This is a genomic window from Paenibacillus phoenicis (assembly GCF_034718895.1).
GTDB lineage: Bacteria > Bacillota > Bacilli > Paenibacillales > Paenibacillaceae > Fontibacillus > Fontibacillus phoenicis.
Map to the genome: position 1 here is coordinate 3936130 of NZ_JAYERP010000001.1, position 17225 is coordinate 3953354.

General features: G+C 54.2%; 16 protein-coding genes. 6 read left to right on the plus strand and 10 right to left on the minus strand.

The genetic code is table 11. The annotated features are described in order from the left end of the window. Positions 1-20: 20 nt before the first annotated feature. Positions 21-422: an iron chaperone gene (locus tag U9M73_RS18715; RefSeq protein ID WP_260071482.1), complete on the minus strand. Its 402-nt coding sequence runs from the start codon at positions 420-422 to the stop codon at positions 21-23. Positions 423-779: 357 nt separating this feature from the next. Between U9M73_RS18715 and U9M73_RS18720 the strand changes: the two genes are divergently transcribed. Further along, positions 780-2516 carry a tetratricopeptide repeat protein gene (locus U9M73_RS18720; protein WP_009225013.1) on the plus strand — a complete coding sequence of 579 codons (1737 nt, stop codon included), beginning with the start codon at positions 780-782 and terminating at the stop codon, positions 2514-2516. 108 nt (positions 2517-2624) lie between these two features. Further along, positions 2625-3584 (plus strand): thioredoxin-disulfide reductase, encoded by a 960-nt coding sequence (trxB, locus tag U9M73_RS18725; RefSeq protein ID WP_323078510.1) that lies wholly within the window; start codon positions 2625-2627, stop codon positions 3582-3584. A 298-nt stretch (positions 3585-3882) separates the two neighbouring features. Here trxB and U9M73_RS18730 read toward each other — a convergent pair whose 3' ends face one another. The 4 genes from U9M73_RS18730 to U9M73_RS18745 are packed head-to-tail and all read right to left on the minus strand — an operon-like array spanning position 3883 to position 7354. Next, the gene (locus U9M73_RS18730; RefSeq protein ID WP_323078513.1) at positions 3883-4485 is read right to left on the minus strand and encodes a response regulator transcription factor; all 603 of its coding nucleotides are present in this window, start codon (positions 4483-4485) and stop codon (positions 3883-3885) included. After that, the gene (locus U9M73_RS18735) at positions 4482-5696 is read right to left on the minus strand and encodes a sensor histidine kinase (protein ID WP_009225010.1); all 1215 of its coding nucleotides are present in this window, start codon (positions 5694-5696) and stop codon (positions 4482-4484) included. Before U9M73_RS18735 ends, U9M73_RS18730 begins: the two co-directional genes overlap by 4 nt. Before the next feature lie 6 nt (positions 5697-5702). Beyond that, positions 5703-6440: an ABC transporter permease gene (locus tag U9M73_RS18740; protein WP_323078516.1), complete on the minus strand. Its 738-nt coding sequence runs from the start codon at positions 6438-6440 to the stop codon at positions 5703-5705. A gap of 2 nt (positions 6441-6442) precedes the next feature. After that, on the minus strand, positions 6443-7354 hold the full coding sequence (locus tag U9M73_RS18745; protein WP_323078517.1) for an ABC transporter ATP-binding protein: 912 nt from the start codon (positions 7352-7354) through the stop codon (positions 6443-6445). Between the two features lie 278 nt (positions 7355-7632). Here U9M73_RS18745 and U9M73_RS18750 point away from each other — a divergent pair, with 278 nt between their 5' ends. From U9M73_RS18750 to U9M73_RS18760, 3 genes are all read left to right on the plus strand, one after another. Continuing rightward, on the plus strand, positions 7633-9039 hold the full coding sequence (locus U9M73_RS18750) for an ABC transporter substrate-binding protein (protein WP_323078519.1): 1407 nt from the start codon (positions 7633-7635) through the stop codon (positions 9037-9039). Positions 9040-9109: 70 nt separating this feature from the next. Next, complete coding sequence (locus tag U9M73_RS18755) at positions 9110-10081, plus strand: carbohydrate ABC transporter permease (RefSeq protein ID WP_009225006.1); 972 nt, start codon at positions 9110-9112, stop codon at positions 10079-10081. A 3-nt stretch (positions 10082-10084) separates the two neighbouring features. Then, positions 10085-10939 carry a carbohydrate ABC transporter permease gene (locus U9M73_RS18760; RefSeq protein WP_009225005.1) on the plus strand — a complete coding sequence of 285 codons (855 nt, stop codon included), beginning with the start codon at positions 10085-10087 and terminating at the stop codon, positions 10937-10939. A gap of 162 nt (positions 10940-11101) precedes the next feature. Here the strand turns inward: U9M73_RS18760 and U9M73_RS18765 are convergent, their stop codons facing one another. From U9M73_RS18765 to U9M73_RS18785, 5 genes are all read right to left on the minus strand, one after another. Beyond that, entirely contained in the window at positions 11102-11842 is a 741-nt protein-coding gene (locus U9M73_RS18765; protein WP_260071479.1) for an ABC transporter permease, read from the minus strand. 1 nt (position 11843) lies between these two features. Beyond that, positions 11844-12560, minus strand: a complete 717-nt coding sequence (locus tag U9M73_RS18770; protein WP_009225003.1) for an ABC transporter permease — start codon at positions 12558-12560, stop codon at positions 11844-11846. Then, on the minus strand, positions 12557-13471 hold the full coding sequence (locus U9M73_RS18775; RefSeq protein ID WP_260071477.1) for an ABC transporter ATP-binding protein: 915 nt from the start codon (positions 13469-13471) through the stop codon (positions 12557-12559). Before U9M73_RS18775 ends, U9M73_RS18770 begins: the two co-directional genes overlap by 4 nt. A gap of 124 nt (positions 13472-13595) precedes the next feature. After that, positions 13596-14993 carry a sensor histidine kinase gene (locus tag U9M73_RS18780; RefSeq protein ID WP_260071476.1) on the minus strand — a complete coding sequence of 466 codons (1398 nt, stop codon included), beginning with the start codon at positions 14991-14993 and terminating at the stop codon, positions 13596-13598. Beyond that, entirely contained in the window at positions 14990-15670 is a 681-nt protein-coding gene (locus U9M73_RS18785; protein WP_323078521.1) for a response regulator transcription factor, read from the minus strand. The genes U9M73_RS18780 and U9M73_RS18785 overlap by 4 nt, the downstream gene beginning before the upstream one ends. Before the next feature lie 198 nt (positions 15671-15868). On the opposite strand from U9M73_RS18785, the gene U9M73_RS18790 reads away from it, so the two are divergent. Further along, on the plus strand, positions 15869-17140 hold the full coding sequence (locus U9M73_RS18790; protein WP_323078522.1) for a DUF438 domain-containing protein: 1272 nt from the start codon (positions 15869-15871) through the stop codon (positions 17138-17140). The last annotated feature ends 85 nt before the right edge of the window (positions 17141-17225 follow it).

Here is a 17225-nt window from a genome sequence, read left to right on the forward strand (position 1 = left end):
GCGGCTTTTTTGTTCACGAGTTATTGGTTCCTACGCTTCTTAGCAGCTTTGGCTTCGGCGGCCAGGCGGTTTTCCGCCGCGCGGAAGAGAACGATGCGGCGAATCAGATCCAACGGCAGCGGCTGGTCCAAGGGAAACTGTACTGACCCTTTCCCGCCTTTGTAATGGGACAGTTCCTCCGCAAATTCCTTAGTACCGTTGGGGGTTGGGTAAAAACCGATATGTTTCTTAAACGCTGCGAAATGCACCAGGATTCTGCCATCGGTTTCAAAGGTCGGCATTTGATAGCTGATCCGCTCGATTGCGTTAGGCGCAACCTCCTGAACCAGCTTACGGATTTGCTGCAATCTGTCCTGAATCTCTGGCGGGAATTGGGCGATATATTCGTCGATCGTCGTAAATAGGGGTTGATTCGTGTCCATCGTTCGGAAGACTCCTTTTTTTACCGCTTGTGTGCATGCGTTCTTTTCAACTTTAGTGCCGTTTTTTTCTGAAAAAAATGGACCAGAGGATGTAAATCACCAGTGCGAATATCAATAAGGCAACAACCGTGTTTTCCCAAACAAACTCCATAATGGAAATAGCTCCTTTCTCTGCAAATATCTCAATTATTCGCCTGCGGAGAGTGGATTTCCTTCCAGTAGCGGCGCATCCGTTATTTTCCGCTCGGATTCCCCGTGGGAGGACAGCTTCTCCTATGTTATACTGTGGAATGGAGAGTTTACCTGAAACGTACGGAAAGTAGACTTGGAAGAATGAAATCAAAGGAGGTGCCTTGCTTGAAGGAAAGAAAGCGACCGGCTAAAACCCAGCGGGGGAAAGTGCTGCCGATCTCGATGGATGCGGGATTTTTCTTCGAGAGAGCCGTTTCTTCGTTGGACCGTTATCGCTACGACAAGGCATTAAAATATTTCCGCAAAGCCGTAGAATACGAGCCGAACAACCCGGTGAACCACTGCAATATGGCCGGTATTCTATCGGAGATGGGGGACTATGCGGCATCCAATGAGGTGCTCCAGACCGTGCTGGAGGAGATCGACCCGTCCATGACGGAATGTTATTTCTATATGGCGAACAATTACGCCAATATGGATATGTTTGAAGCGGCCGAAGAAGCGCTCATCCGCTATTTGGAGGAGGATGAACAGGGGCAGTTCCTGAGCGAGGCCGAGGAGATGATCGACCTGCTGCAATACGAGCTGGACCGCCCAACGAAATTAAAGAGCATCAAATCGCGGCATGGCGTCTATGAGCACGATCAGGCGCGTGCGTTGCTAGAAGAAGGTAAGTTCGCTCAAGCCGTCAAAATGCTGGAGGAGCTGGTGCAGAGCCTTCCCGATTTCCTGGCGGCCCGTAACAATCTCGCATTAGGGTATTACTACCTGGGATTGTTCCACAAGGCGGTGGAAACCGTGGAAGAGGTGCTGGTGAAGGATCCCGGAAATTTGCACGCCTTATGTAATCTGGCGATTTTTTATCAGCATGCTGGAAACCGCGAGGCGCTGGAAGAGTTGGCCGGCCGATTGGAAAATATCGTTCCTTTCCACCAAGAGCACGTGTTCAAGCTGGCGACAACCATGGGCATCTTGGGGCGGCACGAAGCGGCCTTTGGCCATTTTATGCGGCTGATGCGCGGGAATGAGACGAACTTGGATGCCAGCCTGTATCACTATGCTGCGGTGGCTGCCTACCATACGGGACGGAAGGCTGAAGCCGAGCAGCTATGGAATACGGCGAAAAGGCTGGATCCGAAATCGAGCGTGCCGGGCTATTATTTGAATATTCTGTCCCAGGAGCGTGAGCATCCCGAGGCGGAACCGGTTCCTGTCAATTATCAGTACCTGCTTCCGTTCGAGGAGCAAATGAAGCGGTGGGAGGCTTCAGAAGAAGGAATCCCGGCCGAGATGAAAGAGAACCCGCTGATTCGTTCCTCATTCTTCTGGGCGCTGCGCCACGGGGACAACAAAACCAAGCTTCAAGTCATTCAGGCGATGGGCCTGATTGCTGACCGGGAGGTTGAGGAGGCGCTGCAAGCCTTCTTGCTGGAGCCGGAGGAAGATGCGTATTTGAAGGAAATGGCTTTGTTCGTGCTCCGCAATCTCGGCGTGAACCAGCCGCTGCCGGTTCGTTCCGGTGCGACGACAACGCTGGTCGATCCAAGCCGGGTGACCACGCAGCTGCCGGTATGGCGGAGCGAGTGGCAAGCGGTTGTGGATTTGGCTCTGGAGCGGATGAAGCGGAGCTTTGATCTTCAGCAGCAGCATGATATGGAGACGTTGTGGGCGGATTTTCTCACCCGGTTATATCCGGATACGCCAACGGTCTCCCATTTGGAGGGCTGGGCCGCGGCACTTGAATACTTGACGGCCAAAATGCACGGACAATCCGTCACTTACGAGCAGGTGGCGCAGAAATACAATATTTCCGCCTCTACGGCACGCCGTTATGTTCAACGGGTGGATGAAGTATGCGGCGTGAAGGAGAAGCTCGCGGAGATTTTTCCTTCGGTCCAATAGTTTGATGGGTAAAGCAGGTCCAACTTGGGGAAAATTTGATGGAGTATTCCATTTACATAGGAATCGACGGGTCGAGCTATTTCCTAGGAACCAAGGAGGTACGAGCGTATGCACAAAGTATTGGTGATTGGAACGGGGCCGGCCGGATTAACGGCGGCGATTTATTTGGCGCGGGCGAATCTGAGCCCGGTGGTGATCGAGGGATTGGAGCCGGGCGGCCAGTTGACCACGACGACGGAAGTGGAAAATTTTCCTGGCTTTCCGGAAGGAATTATGGGCCCTGAGCTGATGGATAACATGCGCAAGCAAGCGGAACGGTTTGGTGCAGAATTTCGGAGCGGCTGGGCGGAGAAGGTGGATTTCTCCAAGCGGCCGTTTCAAGTGACGCTGGAAGGCGGTCAGGTGCTAGAGTCCGAATCGGTGATTATATCGACCGGGGCATCGGCGAAATATCTGGGTATCCCAGGCGAGCAAGAGAACGTGGGCCGAGGGGTTAGTACCTGCGCGACCTGCGACGGGTTCTTTTTCCGCGGCAAAAAACTCCTCGTCGTCGGAGGCGGTGACTCCGCTATGGAGGAGGCGAACTTCCTGACGCGATTCGCGACCGAGGTAACGATCGTGCATCGGCGGGAGGAGCTGCGCGCCTCCAAAATCATGCAGGATCGCGCCAAAGCCAACGAGAAAATCCGCTGGGCACTGAACCGTACACCGTTGGAAGTGGTGACGGATGAGGGCGGCGTCAAAGTGAAGGGCCTGAAGGTGCGGAACAATGCCGATGGTCAGGAGGAACTGCTGGAGGCCGACGGGGTGTTCGTGGCGATTGGTCATACGCCAAACACGAAGTTTCTCGGCGGCGCAGTGGAGACCGACGAACACGACTATATCGTTGTGAAGCCGGGAACCACGGAGACGAACGTGCCAGGGATATTTGCTTGCGGCGACGTACAGGATACGCGTTACCGCCAAGCGATCACCGCGGCGGGGTCCGGCTGCATGGCGGCCATGGACTGCGAGAAGTTCCTGGAGGGCAGCATGGTGCATGATTGGAGCGGCCCGACCGGGAGTTAAAGTTGGGGAAGGAATCACGGGGGAAGTCAGGGGATGTCACTTTGCCGTCCTAAATGTATGCGAAAAATCAAGTATATTTTGGGGATTTCGGCAATTTCAAAGGATTGTATATGAAATTTCATACAGATTTTGCCGATCCCACCCCAAACTCCAAGAATCTATATGAAAAATCGAATACAATTCGGATTTTTGATCGTCAAACGCGTGGATGTATGCGAAAAATCGAATAGATTGCATCCCGAAAATAACTCAAAAGGACGCCGACCTCGGCGTCCTTTTGCACGTCTTACGTGTGTGCTTAAATCCAACCGTTCTCTTCGGCGAGGCGGACCGCTTCGATGCGGCTTTTGACCTCCAGCTTGTTCAAAATTTCGGAAATATAATTGCGGACGGTGCCGTAGGACAAGTGCAGGGAAGCCGCAATCTCGCTAGCGATGCAGCCTTTGGCGGCCAGCCTCAGAATCTCCTGCTCGCGGGCGGTCAAGGGATTGTCCCGGCGGAGACTGCCGAAGACCAGCTCCGGCGAAGCCTCGCGGTGGCCGGCCATCACCCGCCGGATCGCTTCCGCCAGCCGATCGCTGGATTCATCCTTGAGCAGGTAGCCTTGGACACCGGTTTTCACCGCCCGCTCGAAGTAGCCCGGCCGCGCGAACGTCGTCAGGATGATAACGCGGCACGGCGATCCCTGGGCCTGCAGCCGCTCGGCCACCTCCAGTCCGCTCATCAGCGGCATCTCGATGTCCATTAGGCAGACATCGGGGCGCAGCTTCTCGATGAGCGCCAGCGCCTCCGCGCCATCCCCTGCCTGACCGACAACCTCGAGGTCGTCCTCCAGATCGAGCAGGGAGGCCAGCGCTCCCCGCAGCATACGTTGATCCTCGGCAATGACGATGCGAATCATGCGGTTTCACCTTCTTTGGCAGCTTCTTTCACGATCAGCGGGATGGTGATCTGCAGCCGAGTGCCCCGGCCGGAGCCGGCCTCGGAACCGTCCGAGCCTTCCAGGCTCCCCGCTCCGACGGTTAATGTGCCGTCGATCAGCGACAACCGCTCGGCCATGCCCTTCAGGCCGTTGCCCGCGGCGCTGTTGCCCGGCAGCGAGGACACCCCGTCGCTGCCCACTTTCCGCGAGGACAACCCGATCCCGTTGTCCTCGATCTGCAGCCGCACCTCCGCCGGTGCGGTCTCGATCGTGACGGCGCAGCGCGTGGCCCGGCTATGCTTGACGATGTTCGTCACCGCCTCTTTAATGCAGAGGCTGACGATGTTCTGCGTCAAGTCCGAAACGCCGGTCAGCCGCGGATCGCCTTCTACGTCAAAGGCGATGTCGGCCGCACGCAGGATCTCGCCGGCTTCCGCCAGCGCCTCAGCGACGGTGATCGCCCGCATGTCGGAGACGAGCTCCCGCACTTGCCGCAGCGCGGCCCGGGAGGTGCGCTGGATCTCCCGCGCCTCGGCTTGGGCCCGTTCGGCGTCTTTGGCGGCGAGCTTCTCGACGAGCTGGCTTTTGAGCGTGATCAGGGATAAGGTATGCCCAAGCGTATCGTGCAAATCGCGGGCGATTCGCATGCGTTCCTCCCGCTTGATCAGCTCCTTAATCTGCTCGTTCGCCCGGTCGAGCTCCTGCTCCAATTGCTGCCGTCTCGCCATCGAACGGATGCCGTAAGGCATCACCAGCATGATCACGAGGAAGGGCATCATGAACGGCAGGTCGCCGGCCACCAGATCCCGGGCGCCGAACAGGAGCGACAGCACCTCCACCGCAGCAAAGCAGGAAATGGCGACATGGAACTTCTTGTGATCGGTGTACCAACCGATAAAGTTCGAGGTGAAGAAGCCCAAATAGAAGTTATACGGGCTATAGAACATGCAGAGCGCGAGGATGAGTGCCATTTGCAGCGCAAGCCAGAGGTTAAATACTTTGCCGGTAACCCAATATAACTGGCGGTAGGTCACGGCAAACAAGACGATCATCGCGCAGCCGATCCACAGCTTGATTCCATGCTCTCCCCGAATGTTGAAGAAAGGAAGAACCAAGTAGATCGGCCAGATGTAGGGGAACCAGCCGTATTTTTTCGGAAACCATTCGAACTCGAACTTGCCGAACCGCATTTGAAATTACACCGCTTCCTGTTTTTTTCGGATATATGTGGATAGTACCATAAACAGAAAGAGGTAGCCCAGCAAAATCAGCACGCTTTGCCAACTCGGCGCATCCCCCTGAACGATGGACCAGGCACCGCTTCCGAACTGGTAGGAGGGCAGCCATTTGCCGATGGCCTGCATCACCTTGGGCAGCACTTCGAATGGCATCCACATGCCGCCCGAGACGGCTAGAAGCAGATACAAAACGTTGCTGACGCCGCTCGCCGTATCCACGCGTTTCATCAGCCCCACCAGCGTACCCAGCGCGAGAAAAGGAAGTGAAGCCGCGACGATCCACAATCCGCTGTAAATCCACAAATGCCAAGGCAGCGATACCCCGTTAATCAAATACCCGGCAATAAAAATAAACACAACGGAAAACAGATGCATCATGGTTTGGCCGAACATTTTGCCGAAGAAATAGATCGAACCGGGCAGCGGCGTGATTCGCATGAAGGTGGCCCAACCTTGGGTGCGCTCCTGCACCAGCCGGATGCCCAGAGTCATGATCGCCGACCCCATCACGCTGAAGGTCGTCATCGACATCAGGTAATGCGCCCGCCATTCGCCCGGATTGTCGGCCCCGGTATTTACGACCCGCGTGAAAATAAAGTAGAACAAGACCGGCATCAGCAGCGACCAGAATACATAATAGGGATTGCGGATCACCCGCAGCATCTCCGCTTTGCATTGCATCGTAATGGTACGCATCGTTAGACCGCCTCCTCTTCATGGTTTCCTGTAAGCTGCTCAAAAGCTTCATCCAGCCGTCCCTGCTCGATCTGTACGTCATGCACGGGCAGACCGGCGGTAAACAAGGCAGCTAACGCTGCATCTGTATCATCCGTTGTCACATGGATACGTCCGTCTTTGTTGTAGCATTCCGCGACAGGGGAGAGCGCCAGCAGCCGGCTCCGCAGTTCTGGGCCGTCGCCGTCGGCAAGGAAGGAAATCGAACGTTTGACAATACGCGATTTGATCGCTTCGGGCGTGCCGTCGGCGACCAAGGATCCCCGGTTAAACAGCAGGATCCGATCAGCGATATCGTCGGCTTCCTGCAGGTAATGCGTCGTGAAGACGATCGTCTTCCCTTGCGCGGCCAACTTGCGGATGCTGTCCCAGAAGCGGCGGCGCGCCGTGATGTCCAGCCCCACTGTGGGCTCATCAAAGAAGACCAGTTCAGGGTTCCCCGCCAAAGCAAGGGCAAAGCTAAGGCTGCGCTTCTGCCCGCCGGACAGCTTCTCGGCATATCGGTTCAGATCGCCATCTCCAAGCCCGGTCAAACGGACCAATTCGTCCATCGTCATCGGGTTCGGGTAGTAGCTGCGAATGAGCTCAAGTATCTCGCGCACCTTCAGCCGATCCATCACGCTGACCTCTTGCAGCATCGCACCGGTCCGCTCACGGACTGAGCGGTCTTTGGGCGGCTTCCCGAACAGCTTGACCGTTCCGGTTGTTGGCTCCAGCAAGCCGAGCAGCATGGAGACTGCCGTTGTCTTCCCGGCTCCGTTAGGCCCAAGAATGGCGGTGATGGTGCCTTTGAAAATGGAGAAAGATAGATGATCTGCCGCTTTTTTATCTTTAAAGCTCTTGCTGACGTCCTTCATTTCAATAATAGGTTCCACGAAAGCTTCGCCTCCTCTAAAGGGTTTCGCCTTGGTTATTTCTCCCTCGGTTAACTTAAGCTTAAAGGAACTGCGGCCCCTCCGTTAGTAAGGACTGTCATGACATCGAGATGACAATTGTCACCTGAAGTGAGTCTGAAAAAGCCCCTCCATCTCAAGACCCAAAAATAGTTGAACTTTTCCCAATAAGCGCTTACTTATGGAGAACAAAAAGATGTATTAAAATGTGAATGCGGTTACAAAATACCGAGAAGAGTAAACAAAAGGGGAGGCAAAGCATGAAACGCATGAAACGTATGAAACACCTGTTGATCGGGATCTCCGCCTTGCTGGTGATGACGACAGCCCTCACGGCTTGCGGAGGCAATTCCAAGAATGAGTCGTCCTCGAACACGACTCCTACGGAAACGAATTCTTCCGCAGGTACGGGTTCTACTGGTGAAAAAGTAACCATCAACCTGTGGAGCTTCACGGATGAAATTCCAAACATGACTACAAAATATTTGGAAACGCATCCAGACGCAAACGTAGAGTTCAAAACGACGGTTATCGCTACAACCGATGGCGCTTACCAGCCTGCGCTTGACCAAGCTCTTGCCGGCGGCGGCAAAGACGCACCAGACATTTATGCTGCTGAAGCAGCGTTCGTTCTGAAATATACGCAAGGCGACGCTTCCGGGTATGCAGCGAACTATGCTGACCTGGGCTTGACCGATCAAATGGTTAAAGATGCTGGCATCGCTCAATACTCTGTAGATATCGGTAGTAAAGACGGCGAGCTGAAAGGCCTTGGCTACCAAGCAACTGGCGGCGCTTTCATCTATCGTCGTTCGATCGCGAAAGACGTATTCGGAACTGACGACCCGGCTGCAATCAAAAACGAAGTAGGTCCTGGCTGGAATAAGTTTTTCGAAGCAGCTGAGAAGCTGAAAGCGAAAGGCTATGGTATCGTATCCGGCGACGGTGATATCTGGCACGCAATCGAAAACAGCTCGGACAAAGGCTGGATTGTTGACGGCAAACTGCACATCGATCCGAAGCGTGAAGAGTTCTTGGATCTCTCCAAGAAGTTGAAAGACAACGGTTACCACAACGATACGCAAGACTGGACGGAAGCTTGGTATGCTGACATGTCTGGCTCCGGCGCTCAACCGATCTTCGGGTTCTTTGGTCCGGCTTGGTTGATCAACTATGTCATGAACGGTCAAGTTAAAGATACAAACGGTGATTGGGCTGTAACTGAATCTCCAACAGGGTTCTTCTGGGGCGGTACTTGGCTCTTGGCTAACAAAGACGTAACGAAAGACGAAGCGAAGAAGAAAGCGGTTGCTGATTTCATTCACTGGGTAACGCTGGATACCTCCGAAACCGGCCTCCAATACTATTGGGCAAACGGTACGATGAAAGAGGGCGAAGCAGGTACGAAGGATAGCGTAGCTTCCTCCGTGGTGATGGCGAAATCGAACGGTGAAGTTGCAATGCTGGGCGGTCAAAACATGTTTGACATCTTCGTTCCAGCGAACGAAAATGCTTCCGGTAAGAACTTGACGCAATACGACGAAACGATCAACAAACTGTGGCGCGATCAAGTTCGTGAATACACGGCAGGTAACAAATCCCGTGACGATGCGATCAAAACCTTCAAACAACAAGTGAAAGACCAACTTGGCATCGACAGCGAATAAGAATACGCAGTAGATGCGAAGGGGCGGGGAGTATAACCCGCCCCTTCATATCCATGAAAGAGGTGAAAGCATGCGCCGCAAAGGTGTCAATTATTCGAGATACGGTTACTATTTTACGTTGCCATTTGTGTTGGCTTTTTTGGTTTTTTCACTGTATCCGATTCTATATACCGCCGTTATCGGCTTCACTAATTTACAGGGGATCATCCCCAAACCATTGGAAATTCTCGATAATCCGTTTCAGAACTTTAAAGATCTGATTCTAGAAAATGCTTCTTTCAAGAAATCTCTCGCGAATACGTTTATCCTCTGGATCGTTAACTTTATTCCGCAGATAGGTCTTGCGCTGTTGCTGACGGCCTGGTTTACGAATAAACGTCTGAACATTAAAGGCCAGGGCGCGTTTAAGATCCTGCTCTATATGCCGAATATTATCACTGCAAGTACGATTGCAGTGCTTTTTAGCTCTCTGTTTGCATATCCGATGGGGCCGGTGAACAGCTTGTTCCAGCTGCTTGGTTGGTCCGATGCTCCGATCTTCTTCCTGCAGGATAAGACGACCGCACGTGGGATCGTTTCCTTCATTCAATTCTGGATGTGGTACGGGAACACCATGATTATTTTGATTGCAGGTGTAATGGGGATCAATCCGTCGATCTTCGAGTCCGCTGCGATTGACGGAGCCAACGGCTGGCAGACCTTCTTCAAGATTACACTGCCAAGTCTGCGCACCATCATGTTATATACATTAATTACGTCGATGATCGGCGGTCTGACGATGTTCGATATTCCGCAGCTGTTCCTTCAAGGCGGACCGGACGACGCAACGCTGACCACCTCGATGTTTATCTACGGGCAAGCGTTTAAAGGAAGTTATATGTATAACCGTGCGGCAGCCGCAAGTATGATTCTGTTCGTTATTGCTGCCGTGTTGTCCGCCATCCTGTTCTATCTGATGCGTGACCGGGATGCGGCGAAATTAAATAAAGCGATCAAAGAACAAAGAAAAGCAGAGCGTGCAGCAATGAAAGGGGAGGTGTAAGCCATGGAAAAAATTAAAGAAGGCAGTGCGGTCGCCCTCCGAATTAATCGGACGATTGTATATGTCGTATGTATTTTGCTGGCACTCCTCAGTATCCTTCCATTCTGGATCATGTTCGTGAACGCTACGCGTTCGACGGCGGAAATTCAAGCGGGCCTCTCGTTGCTTCCATCCACTCATATGATGAGCAACCTGAAGGTGCTGCTGGACAAGAGCTTTGATCCGGTTCGAGGGTTCATAAACTCGTTTATTATCTCGGGATCGGCTACCTTGTTGACGGTTTATTTCTCGTCCCTGACGGCCTATGGTCTGGTCGCTTATAACTGGAAGTTGCGGCAGCCGTTCTTTACCTTTATTATGGCGGTGATGCTGATTCCGGCTCAAGCCAGCTCGATTGGTTTCTATCAATTTATGTACAAAATTCATTGGACCAACAACCTGTTGCCTTTGATTTTGCCAGCCATCGCGGCTCCAGCGGTTGTGTTCTTCATGCGCCAGTACCTGCTGGGTACTCTCTCGCTTGAGATTGTTGAAGCGGCGCGTGTCGACGGCTCCGGCGAATTTAAGACGTTTAACCGGATCATTCTGCCGCTGATGATGCCGGCGATTGCGACGCAAGCGATTTTTGCCTTTGTCGCGAACTGGAATAACCTGTTTATGCCGCTCATTTTGTTGACAGATAAGAGTAAATATACGATGCCGATTATGGTCAGCTTGCTGCGCGGCGATATTTACAAGACGGAATTCGGTTCAATTTACATGGGTCTGGCTTTGACGGCGTTGCCTCTGTTTATCGTCTACTTCTTGCTGTCCCGGTATATTATTGCCGGCGTAGCGTTGGGCGGCGTCAAAGAATAATCGGGCATTTCACTTGCCTTGCTTGAAAGCCAAATGAATGATGAATAACCTCCCCATAAAATAAGAAGGCCTGTAGAGGGTTAGGATGGGCAACATGCTCATCCAGCTCATCTACAGGCCTTTCGTCATTTACAGGGGCAGAACGGCTGCGGGGCGATTGTATTAGACCGCTTTGCGGCGGAAGTACAGCATGCCGGCGATCAGGAACAACAGGAAGATGCCGAGGACCGTGATGAACAGGCTCTCGTACGGCAGATTAAAGGCACCGTAGTTCGCTTGTCCGCGCGGCATCATGGCCAGCAGCGGCTGTGCCCAAGGATAGAAAGGGCCGATCTTGGCCGAATTGATGATCAGCAGGTTCGGAATCGTCAGCGATACGTTCACCGCAAGCGGAGCTGCAAAACTGGACCACACCAGGGAGACGCCCAGCTGTAAGGCAACCAGCGGCATACAGGCAATCCAGCCTCCGATGAGGCTCGTTGCGATCATCCCCCATGGCAAGGGGCCAGCGATCCCTTGGACTTGGTCTACAATCAGCAGCGCGGCTAGAAAGAGCAGCTGGGATGCCGCCAACAAGACGGCAACGACAGTGAACTTGGCCAGATAAACGGCGCTCCGTGAGACGGGAAGCACCAACAGCTGCTTCCAACCGCCGCCGGTGTGCTCGTAACGGCAGAGGAACGACGGAAATAAGCCGGACATGATCGGCAGAAACAATAGCGCGTGCAGCATCGACATGGCGCTGATCAGGAGCGGCCAGACTTCCGCATTGGCTCCTTTCGGCAGATTGACCAAGGCGCCGATCAAGGCAGACAGGGCCGGGCTGACCAGCAGGATGAGCCAGAGGCGCGAGCGCGCCATTTTTAGCCGTTCTGCGGCCAAGACGTTCAGGAACGTCTTCATATTAATCCACGTCCTTTCGGTTGAAATGAACAAGTCCGGTCAGCAGGATTCCTGCGCCGCAGGCAAGCCCGGCTGCGACAAACCATTCGCGGTGCGGGCCTTCGAACCCGAACACCGGCCAGTTCAGCGGAAACCACTCGGACAGGTTCAATGTAAACGGCGAAAGGATCGAAATCGTGACGCCAAGGGATACCGGCAACGACTGGTTCCGATAGGTGAGCGAAAGCCAGAGCTGGAGGGCCAGCAGCGGCAACGCGGCAAAAAACGGATAAAATCCAAGGCGCGCCAAATCCACGTAAGGGATGGACCCGGCCTCAAAACCGAGAGCTATACCAAGAATTACGGTCGCGACCGATAGCAGCACGCAGGAAACGGACAGCAGCAGGAAGCACAACAGAAATTTAGCACAATACACGGCGGTCCGTGAGATCGGCAGCGCCAGCAGTTGCTTCCAGGAACTAAGCTGATGCTCGACGTTCGCCACTAGCGAGCTTACTAGGGTGCATCCCAGATATATGGCCATCGGCACGAAGAAGGAAATGTTCTGCAGCAGGCCTCCCCACGGGTTATCGGCATATTGCTTGATCATCCAGTCGAAGCGCAGCCCGTAATTGAGCGCCTGCATGGCGACCAACCCGAGCGGAGCAAGAAAGATCAGGAACCAGATGCCTTTGCGCCGGATCTTCAGGAAGTCGGCCGAGAGGGAGCGTAACATCATACCGCGGCCCCCTCCCCGATTACCTGCATAAAGATGTCCTCCAGCGATTTCTTCTTCTGCTCGACGCGATAAATGGCATGTCCGTTTTCCACCAGCTGTTTGACCAGGCGGGCGACCTGGGCGTCAGCCATCCCTGGGAACGAGAGAACTCCGCTTTGCAGCTTGCCGATGGCGCCCAGATCACGGGCAATCCAAAGCGCTTCATCCGGCTCCGAAACAACGAGCTCCATATCGTGAGCTGCGCGGAGCCGCAAATTGTCGATCGTATCCTGGAACACCATCCGGCCTTCGCGGATAATGCCCACTTTGCTGGCCATCAACTCCATCTCCCCGAGCAGGTGGCTGGATACGAGCACGGTGATGCCGTAACGCTTCGGCATGCTCTTAATTAATTCGCGGATCTCGTGGATCCCGGACGGGTCCAGCCCGTTGGTTGGTTCGTCCAGGATGAGCAGTTCGGGGTTGCCGAGCAACGACGCGGCGATGCCCAGACGCTGCTTCATCCCGAGGGAGAAGCCCTTCACCGGCCGGCGTGCGTCGCTGGTCAGCGAGACGATGTCCAGCACCTCGTCGATGCGCGATTTCGGCACCTGCAAGATGCGGCGGATGGCCTCTAAGTTGTCGATGGCGCTCAAATGTCCGTAATAAGACGGGGATTCGACCAGCGAGCCGATACGGCGCAGGATTGCCAGCTTATCGCGGTGCAGCTCGCGGCCGAAGATGCGAATCGTACCCGAAGTCGGCTGGATTAAGCCCAGCAGCATGCGGATCGTCGTCGTCTTCCCTGCACCATTAGGTCCGAGGAACCCGTAGATGTCCCCCTTCGCGATCTCCAGGTTTAAGTGGTCCACTGCGTAGCGGCCGCGGTATGTTTTCGTTAAACCTTCCGTTTGAATGATCATTTCATTCACGAATTATCACCTCGTCATGATCATATCGCCCGGAGGTTAAAGGCAAAGACAGGAGAAGTTTAAGATTCGTTTAATTTTGGGGCATGAAAAAAGGGACTGTAAACAGTCCCTCGCCTCATCTCAATTACAATAGCGCCATTGGATAAATATAAACTTTCGTTCCAGCTTCGCTCGATACGGTGGCCCGTGCGAGACCCATTTCCCGCAGCAGCAGGTCGACGATTTGCAGGCCAAGCCCCGCGCCTCCGCTAGCGGAAACCGACTCCATTCCAGGGCCGTGGTCGCTGATCGTGAGAGCCGTGGTGCCTTCGTATTGCTCTACCGCAATCCCGGCATAACGGCCCGATCCAGCATGGCGGACCAGGTTCTGGAACAAGTTATCGAGTACGCGGCGGAACCCTTGGGCGTCAACGTTCCAGTAGATCGGCTGCTCCGGCAGCTCAATATCGGCCGTAATCCCGTTCTTCTCCCAGACGGGGTACCAGGCGGCCGCGCTTTCCCGCACGATCCGCAGGATATCCAGCCGCTCCAAAGACATGGCATACCGTCCGCTGGAGAGCAGGTTATACGATAATAGATGATCCATCAGTCCGGATAAATCGCTGATTTTCGTCTCCATCAAAGCCAGGGACTGTCGTCCCTGTTCGGATAGGGGTTCCTGACGGAGCGAATACAGATGGCTGCCCAGCACGGTTAACGGCGTCCGCAGGTCATGGGATAGGTGGCTGATCAGGCTCTTGCGCAGCTCCTCTTCCTCGCGCTCCCGCTGGCGGCTGTCCTTCAGTGCGAACACCATATGGTTAAAAGCAAGCTCCAATCGGCCAATTTCGTCCGGGCGTCCTTCTTCGATGGGAGACGGCAGCCCGTCGGGACCCGGGCGGGTCATGCCGGCTTCCAGGCGCAGCAGCCGCTTGCGGATATCGCTAAAGAACAGATAGGAGAGCAGGACGAACGCCCCCAGCAGAATCGCTAGAAACACCCCGTAAAAACGAATGTCACTAAGCTGTTCCCCTTTTTGAATCACCATAAATTTACGCGGAAGCTCCAACACCATGAAGCCTTGCTTGGCTTGTTCGTCCCCGCCAATAAAAGCGACAACCGTAAAAGGGTCGGCGTCCACACGTTGCTTCATGAAGGCGATAGTATCCTCCAAGGACCACTGCTGGGGCACCGACTCTTGCTCCGGCAGCTGCAGGCGGGTTTGGCCAGCCGTGTCGACCCAATACAGCGCGGCATCAGGATACAGCAGCTTCATCTCTCTGAGCTTCGCATCGATGGCATCGGCTTGAGCTCCCTTCAACTCAGCAGCAGCTTGATGCCAAGCGGTCTCAATCTCCTGTCCGGTACCGTAAGGACGGCTCTCGTGCACATAATGGCCAGGGTTTAGGAGGACATTCACCCCCCAGGCTGCAATAAAGCTGACTGGAATCAGGACAGGGATAAACACGAAGGCGATCCCCAAGATCAAGACGTATCTCGTCAACAGGGATTTACGGAACTTGCGCACCGGACGAAGTCTCATGCTCTCACCCGATAACCAATCCCGCGGATGGTCTCAATCACTTCAGGATTTGCGGGATCCCGTTCCAGCTTCTCACGCAGGTGGCGGATATGGACCATCAAGGTTTTGTCCCCGTCGAGGTAGGGCTCGTTCCATACGGCTTCGTAGATCTGCTCCTTAGTCAGGATTTGACTAAGATGGCGCAGCAGATAGGAGAAAATATGAAACTGCTTGCCGGTCAGCACGATTTCCTCGTTGGTATCCTGATTGATGATCCGGTTTTCTTTCTCATACACAAGTAAATGTTTAATACGCAGCGGCGCTGGGTCGGCGATCCCCCCGCTGCGGCGGAGCAGCACCTCAATCCGGGCGGCCAGCTCGTCCGGATGGAACGGCTTCGTTAAATAGTCGTCGGCGAACTTCAGTCCCTGCAGCTTGTCGTCAATCGAAGTTCGGGCCGACAGCATCAATACCGGCAGCTCCGGATACTTCTGCTTTAACCGCCCCCCAATCGTGAAGCCGTCCAGCCCTGGAAGCATCACGTCAAGGATCACGAGATGGCAATCGGCGGCTTTCTCCACGGCCTGATCCCCGTGCTTCAGCCAAGTGACCGCGTACCCGCGCGCTTCCAGGTTGGAGCTGACCCATTCACCGATTTCGGGATCGTCTTCAATATATAGCAAATGCGTAATAGGCATAATGGCATTCCTCCTGATTCTATTTTGGCAAAAGACGGAGCAAAAAGAAACGGAAGGATCGATGAATTATTTGTGATTGAAATCACAAGTCAGACATTTTCCCTGTGCTACCTTGTTATTGAGAATGGTTATCAATGAAGTCATCGGGACATATCGAAACAGAAATTCGGCTGAAATTCAATAAGGAGGGGTTGGGCGATGAGCGAACTGATCAATAATCGGGAGTATGGCGCACCGGAACAAAGCCGCCGCCAGCAGCTGTTAAAGGAGATTATCAAGGAGCTGCATCAGGGGAAGAGCGTGGATGAAGTAAAGGCACGGTTCGAAGAGGCTGTCGGTGACGTGACGGTCGCGGAAATTTCCGCGATGGAGCATGCGTTGATGGAAGAGGAGGGCATTGCGGTCGAGGAGGTTCAGCGGCTGTGCTCGGTGCATACGGCGATTTTCAAGGGCTCGATCGAGGACATTCACCGTTCGTCCAAGCCGGAGGAGCAGCCGGGTCACCCGGTTCATACCTTCAAGCTGGAAAATCGCGAGATCGAACGGCTGGTGAACTTCAAGCTGCAGCTTCACCTGGACAAGTACCGGAAGGATCCCGGCAGCGAGATCGTATTCAAGCTGCTGGAGGATTTAAACCTGCTGATGGACCTCGACAACCACTACAGCCGCAAGGAAAACCTGCTGTTCCCGTATCTGGAGAAGTACGGCATCTACGGCCCAACCAAGGTGATGTGGGGCGTGGACGACGGCATCCGCATGATGATCAAGGAAACGAAGGGCAAGCTGGCGGACGGCAGCGCGGATCCGGAGACGATGGTGATGGATCTGGAACGGATTATTAAGGAAGTCAACGAGATGATTTTTAAGGAAGAAAATATTTTGCTCCCGATGGCCCTTGAAAAGTTAACGGAAGACGAATGGGTGAGCATTGCCCGGGAAAGCGACCAGATCGGCTTCTGCTTGACCGCACCGGAGCGTGAATGGATTCCGGAGCGCGTGCCGCTGCAGCCCTCGGGCGAAGAAGTGAAAGGGACCGCACAGGCAGGCACGGAAGCGGGGGTTCCGCAAGGCTACATCAAATTCGAGACCGGCGTTCTCTCGATGGAGCAGCTGGAGGCGGTGATGAACCATCTTCCGGTGGACCTGACGTTTATCGACGAGAACGATGTCGTCCGATATTTCTCCCACGGCAAGGAGCGGATCTTTGCCCGGACGAAGGCCGTCATCGGCCGGACCGTACAAAATTGCCACCCGCCGCAAAGCGTTCATGTCGTCAACCAGCTGTTGGAGGATTTTAAGGCGGGGCGGAAGGATGTCGAGGACTTCTGGATTCCGGTGAAGGACAAATTTGTGTACATCCGCTATTTCGCTGTACGCAGCGAGGATGGACGTTATCTGGGGACGCTGGAGTTCACGCAGAACATCGCCCCCATCCGCGAACTGCAAGGACAAAAACGTATTTTGTCCTAGCAGGGATGGCTTTATCATGTTTATCTTGCCTCATTGGGTTTACATCCGGCGTTTGCACTAGCGAATGCCGGTTTTTTTAGTTGCA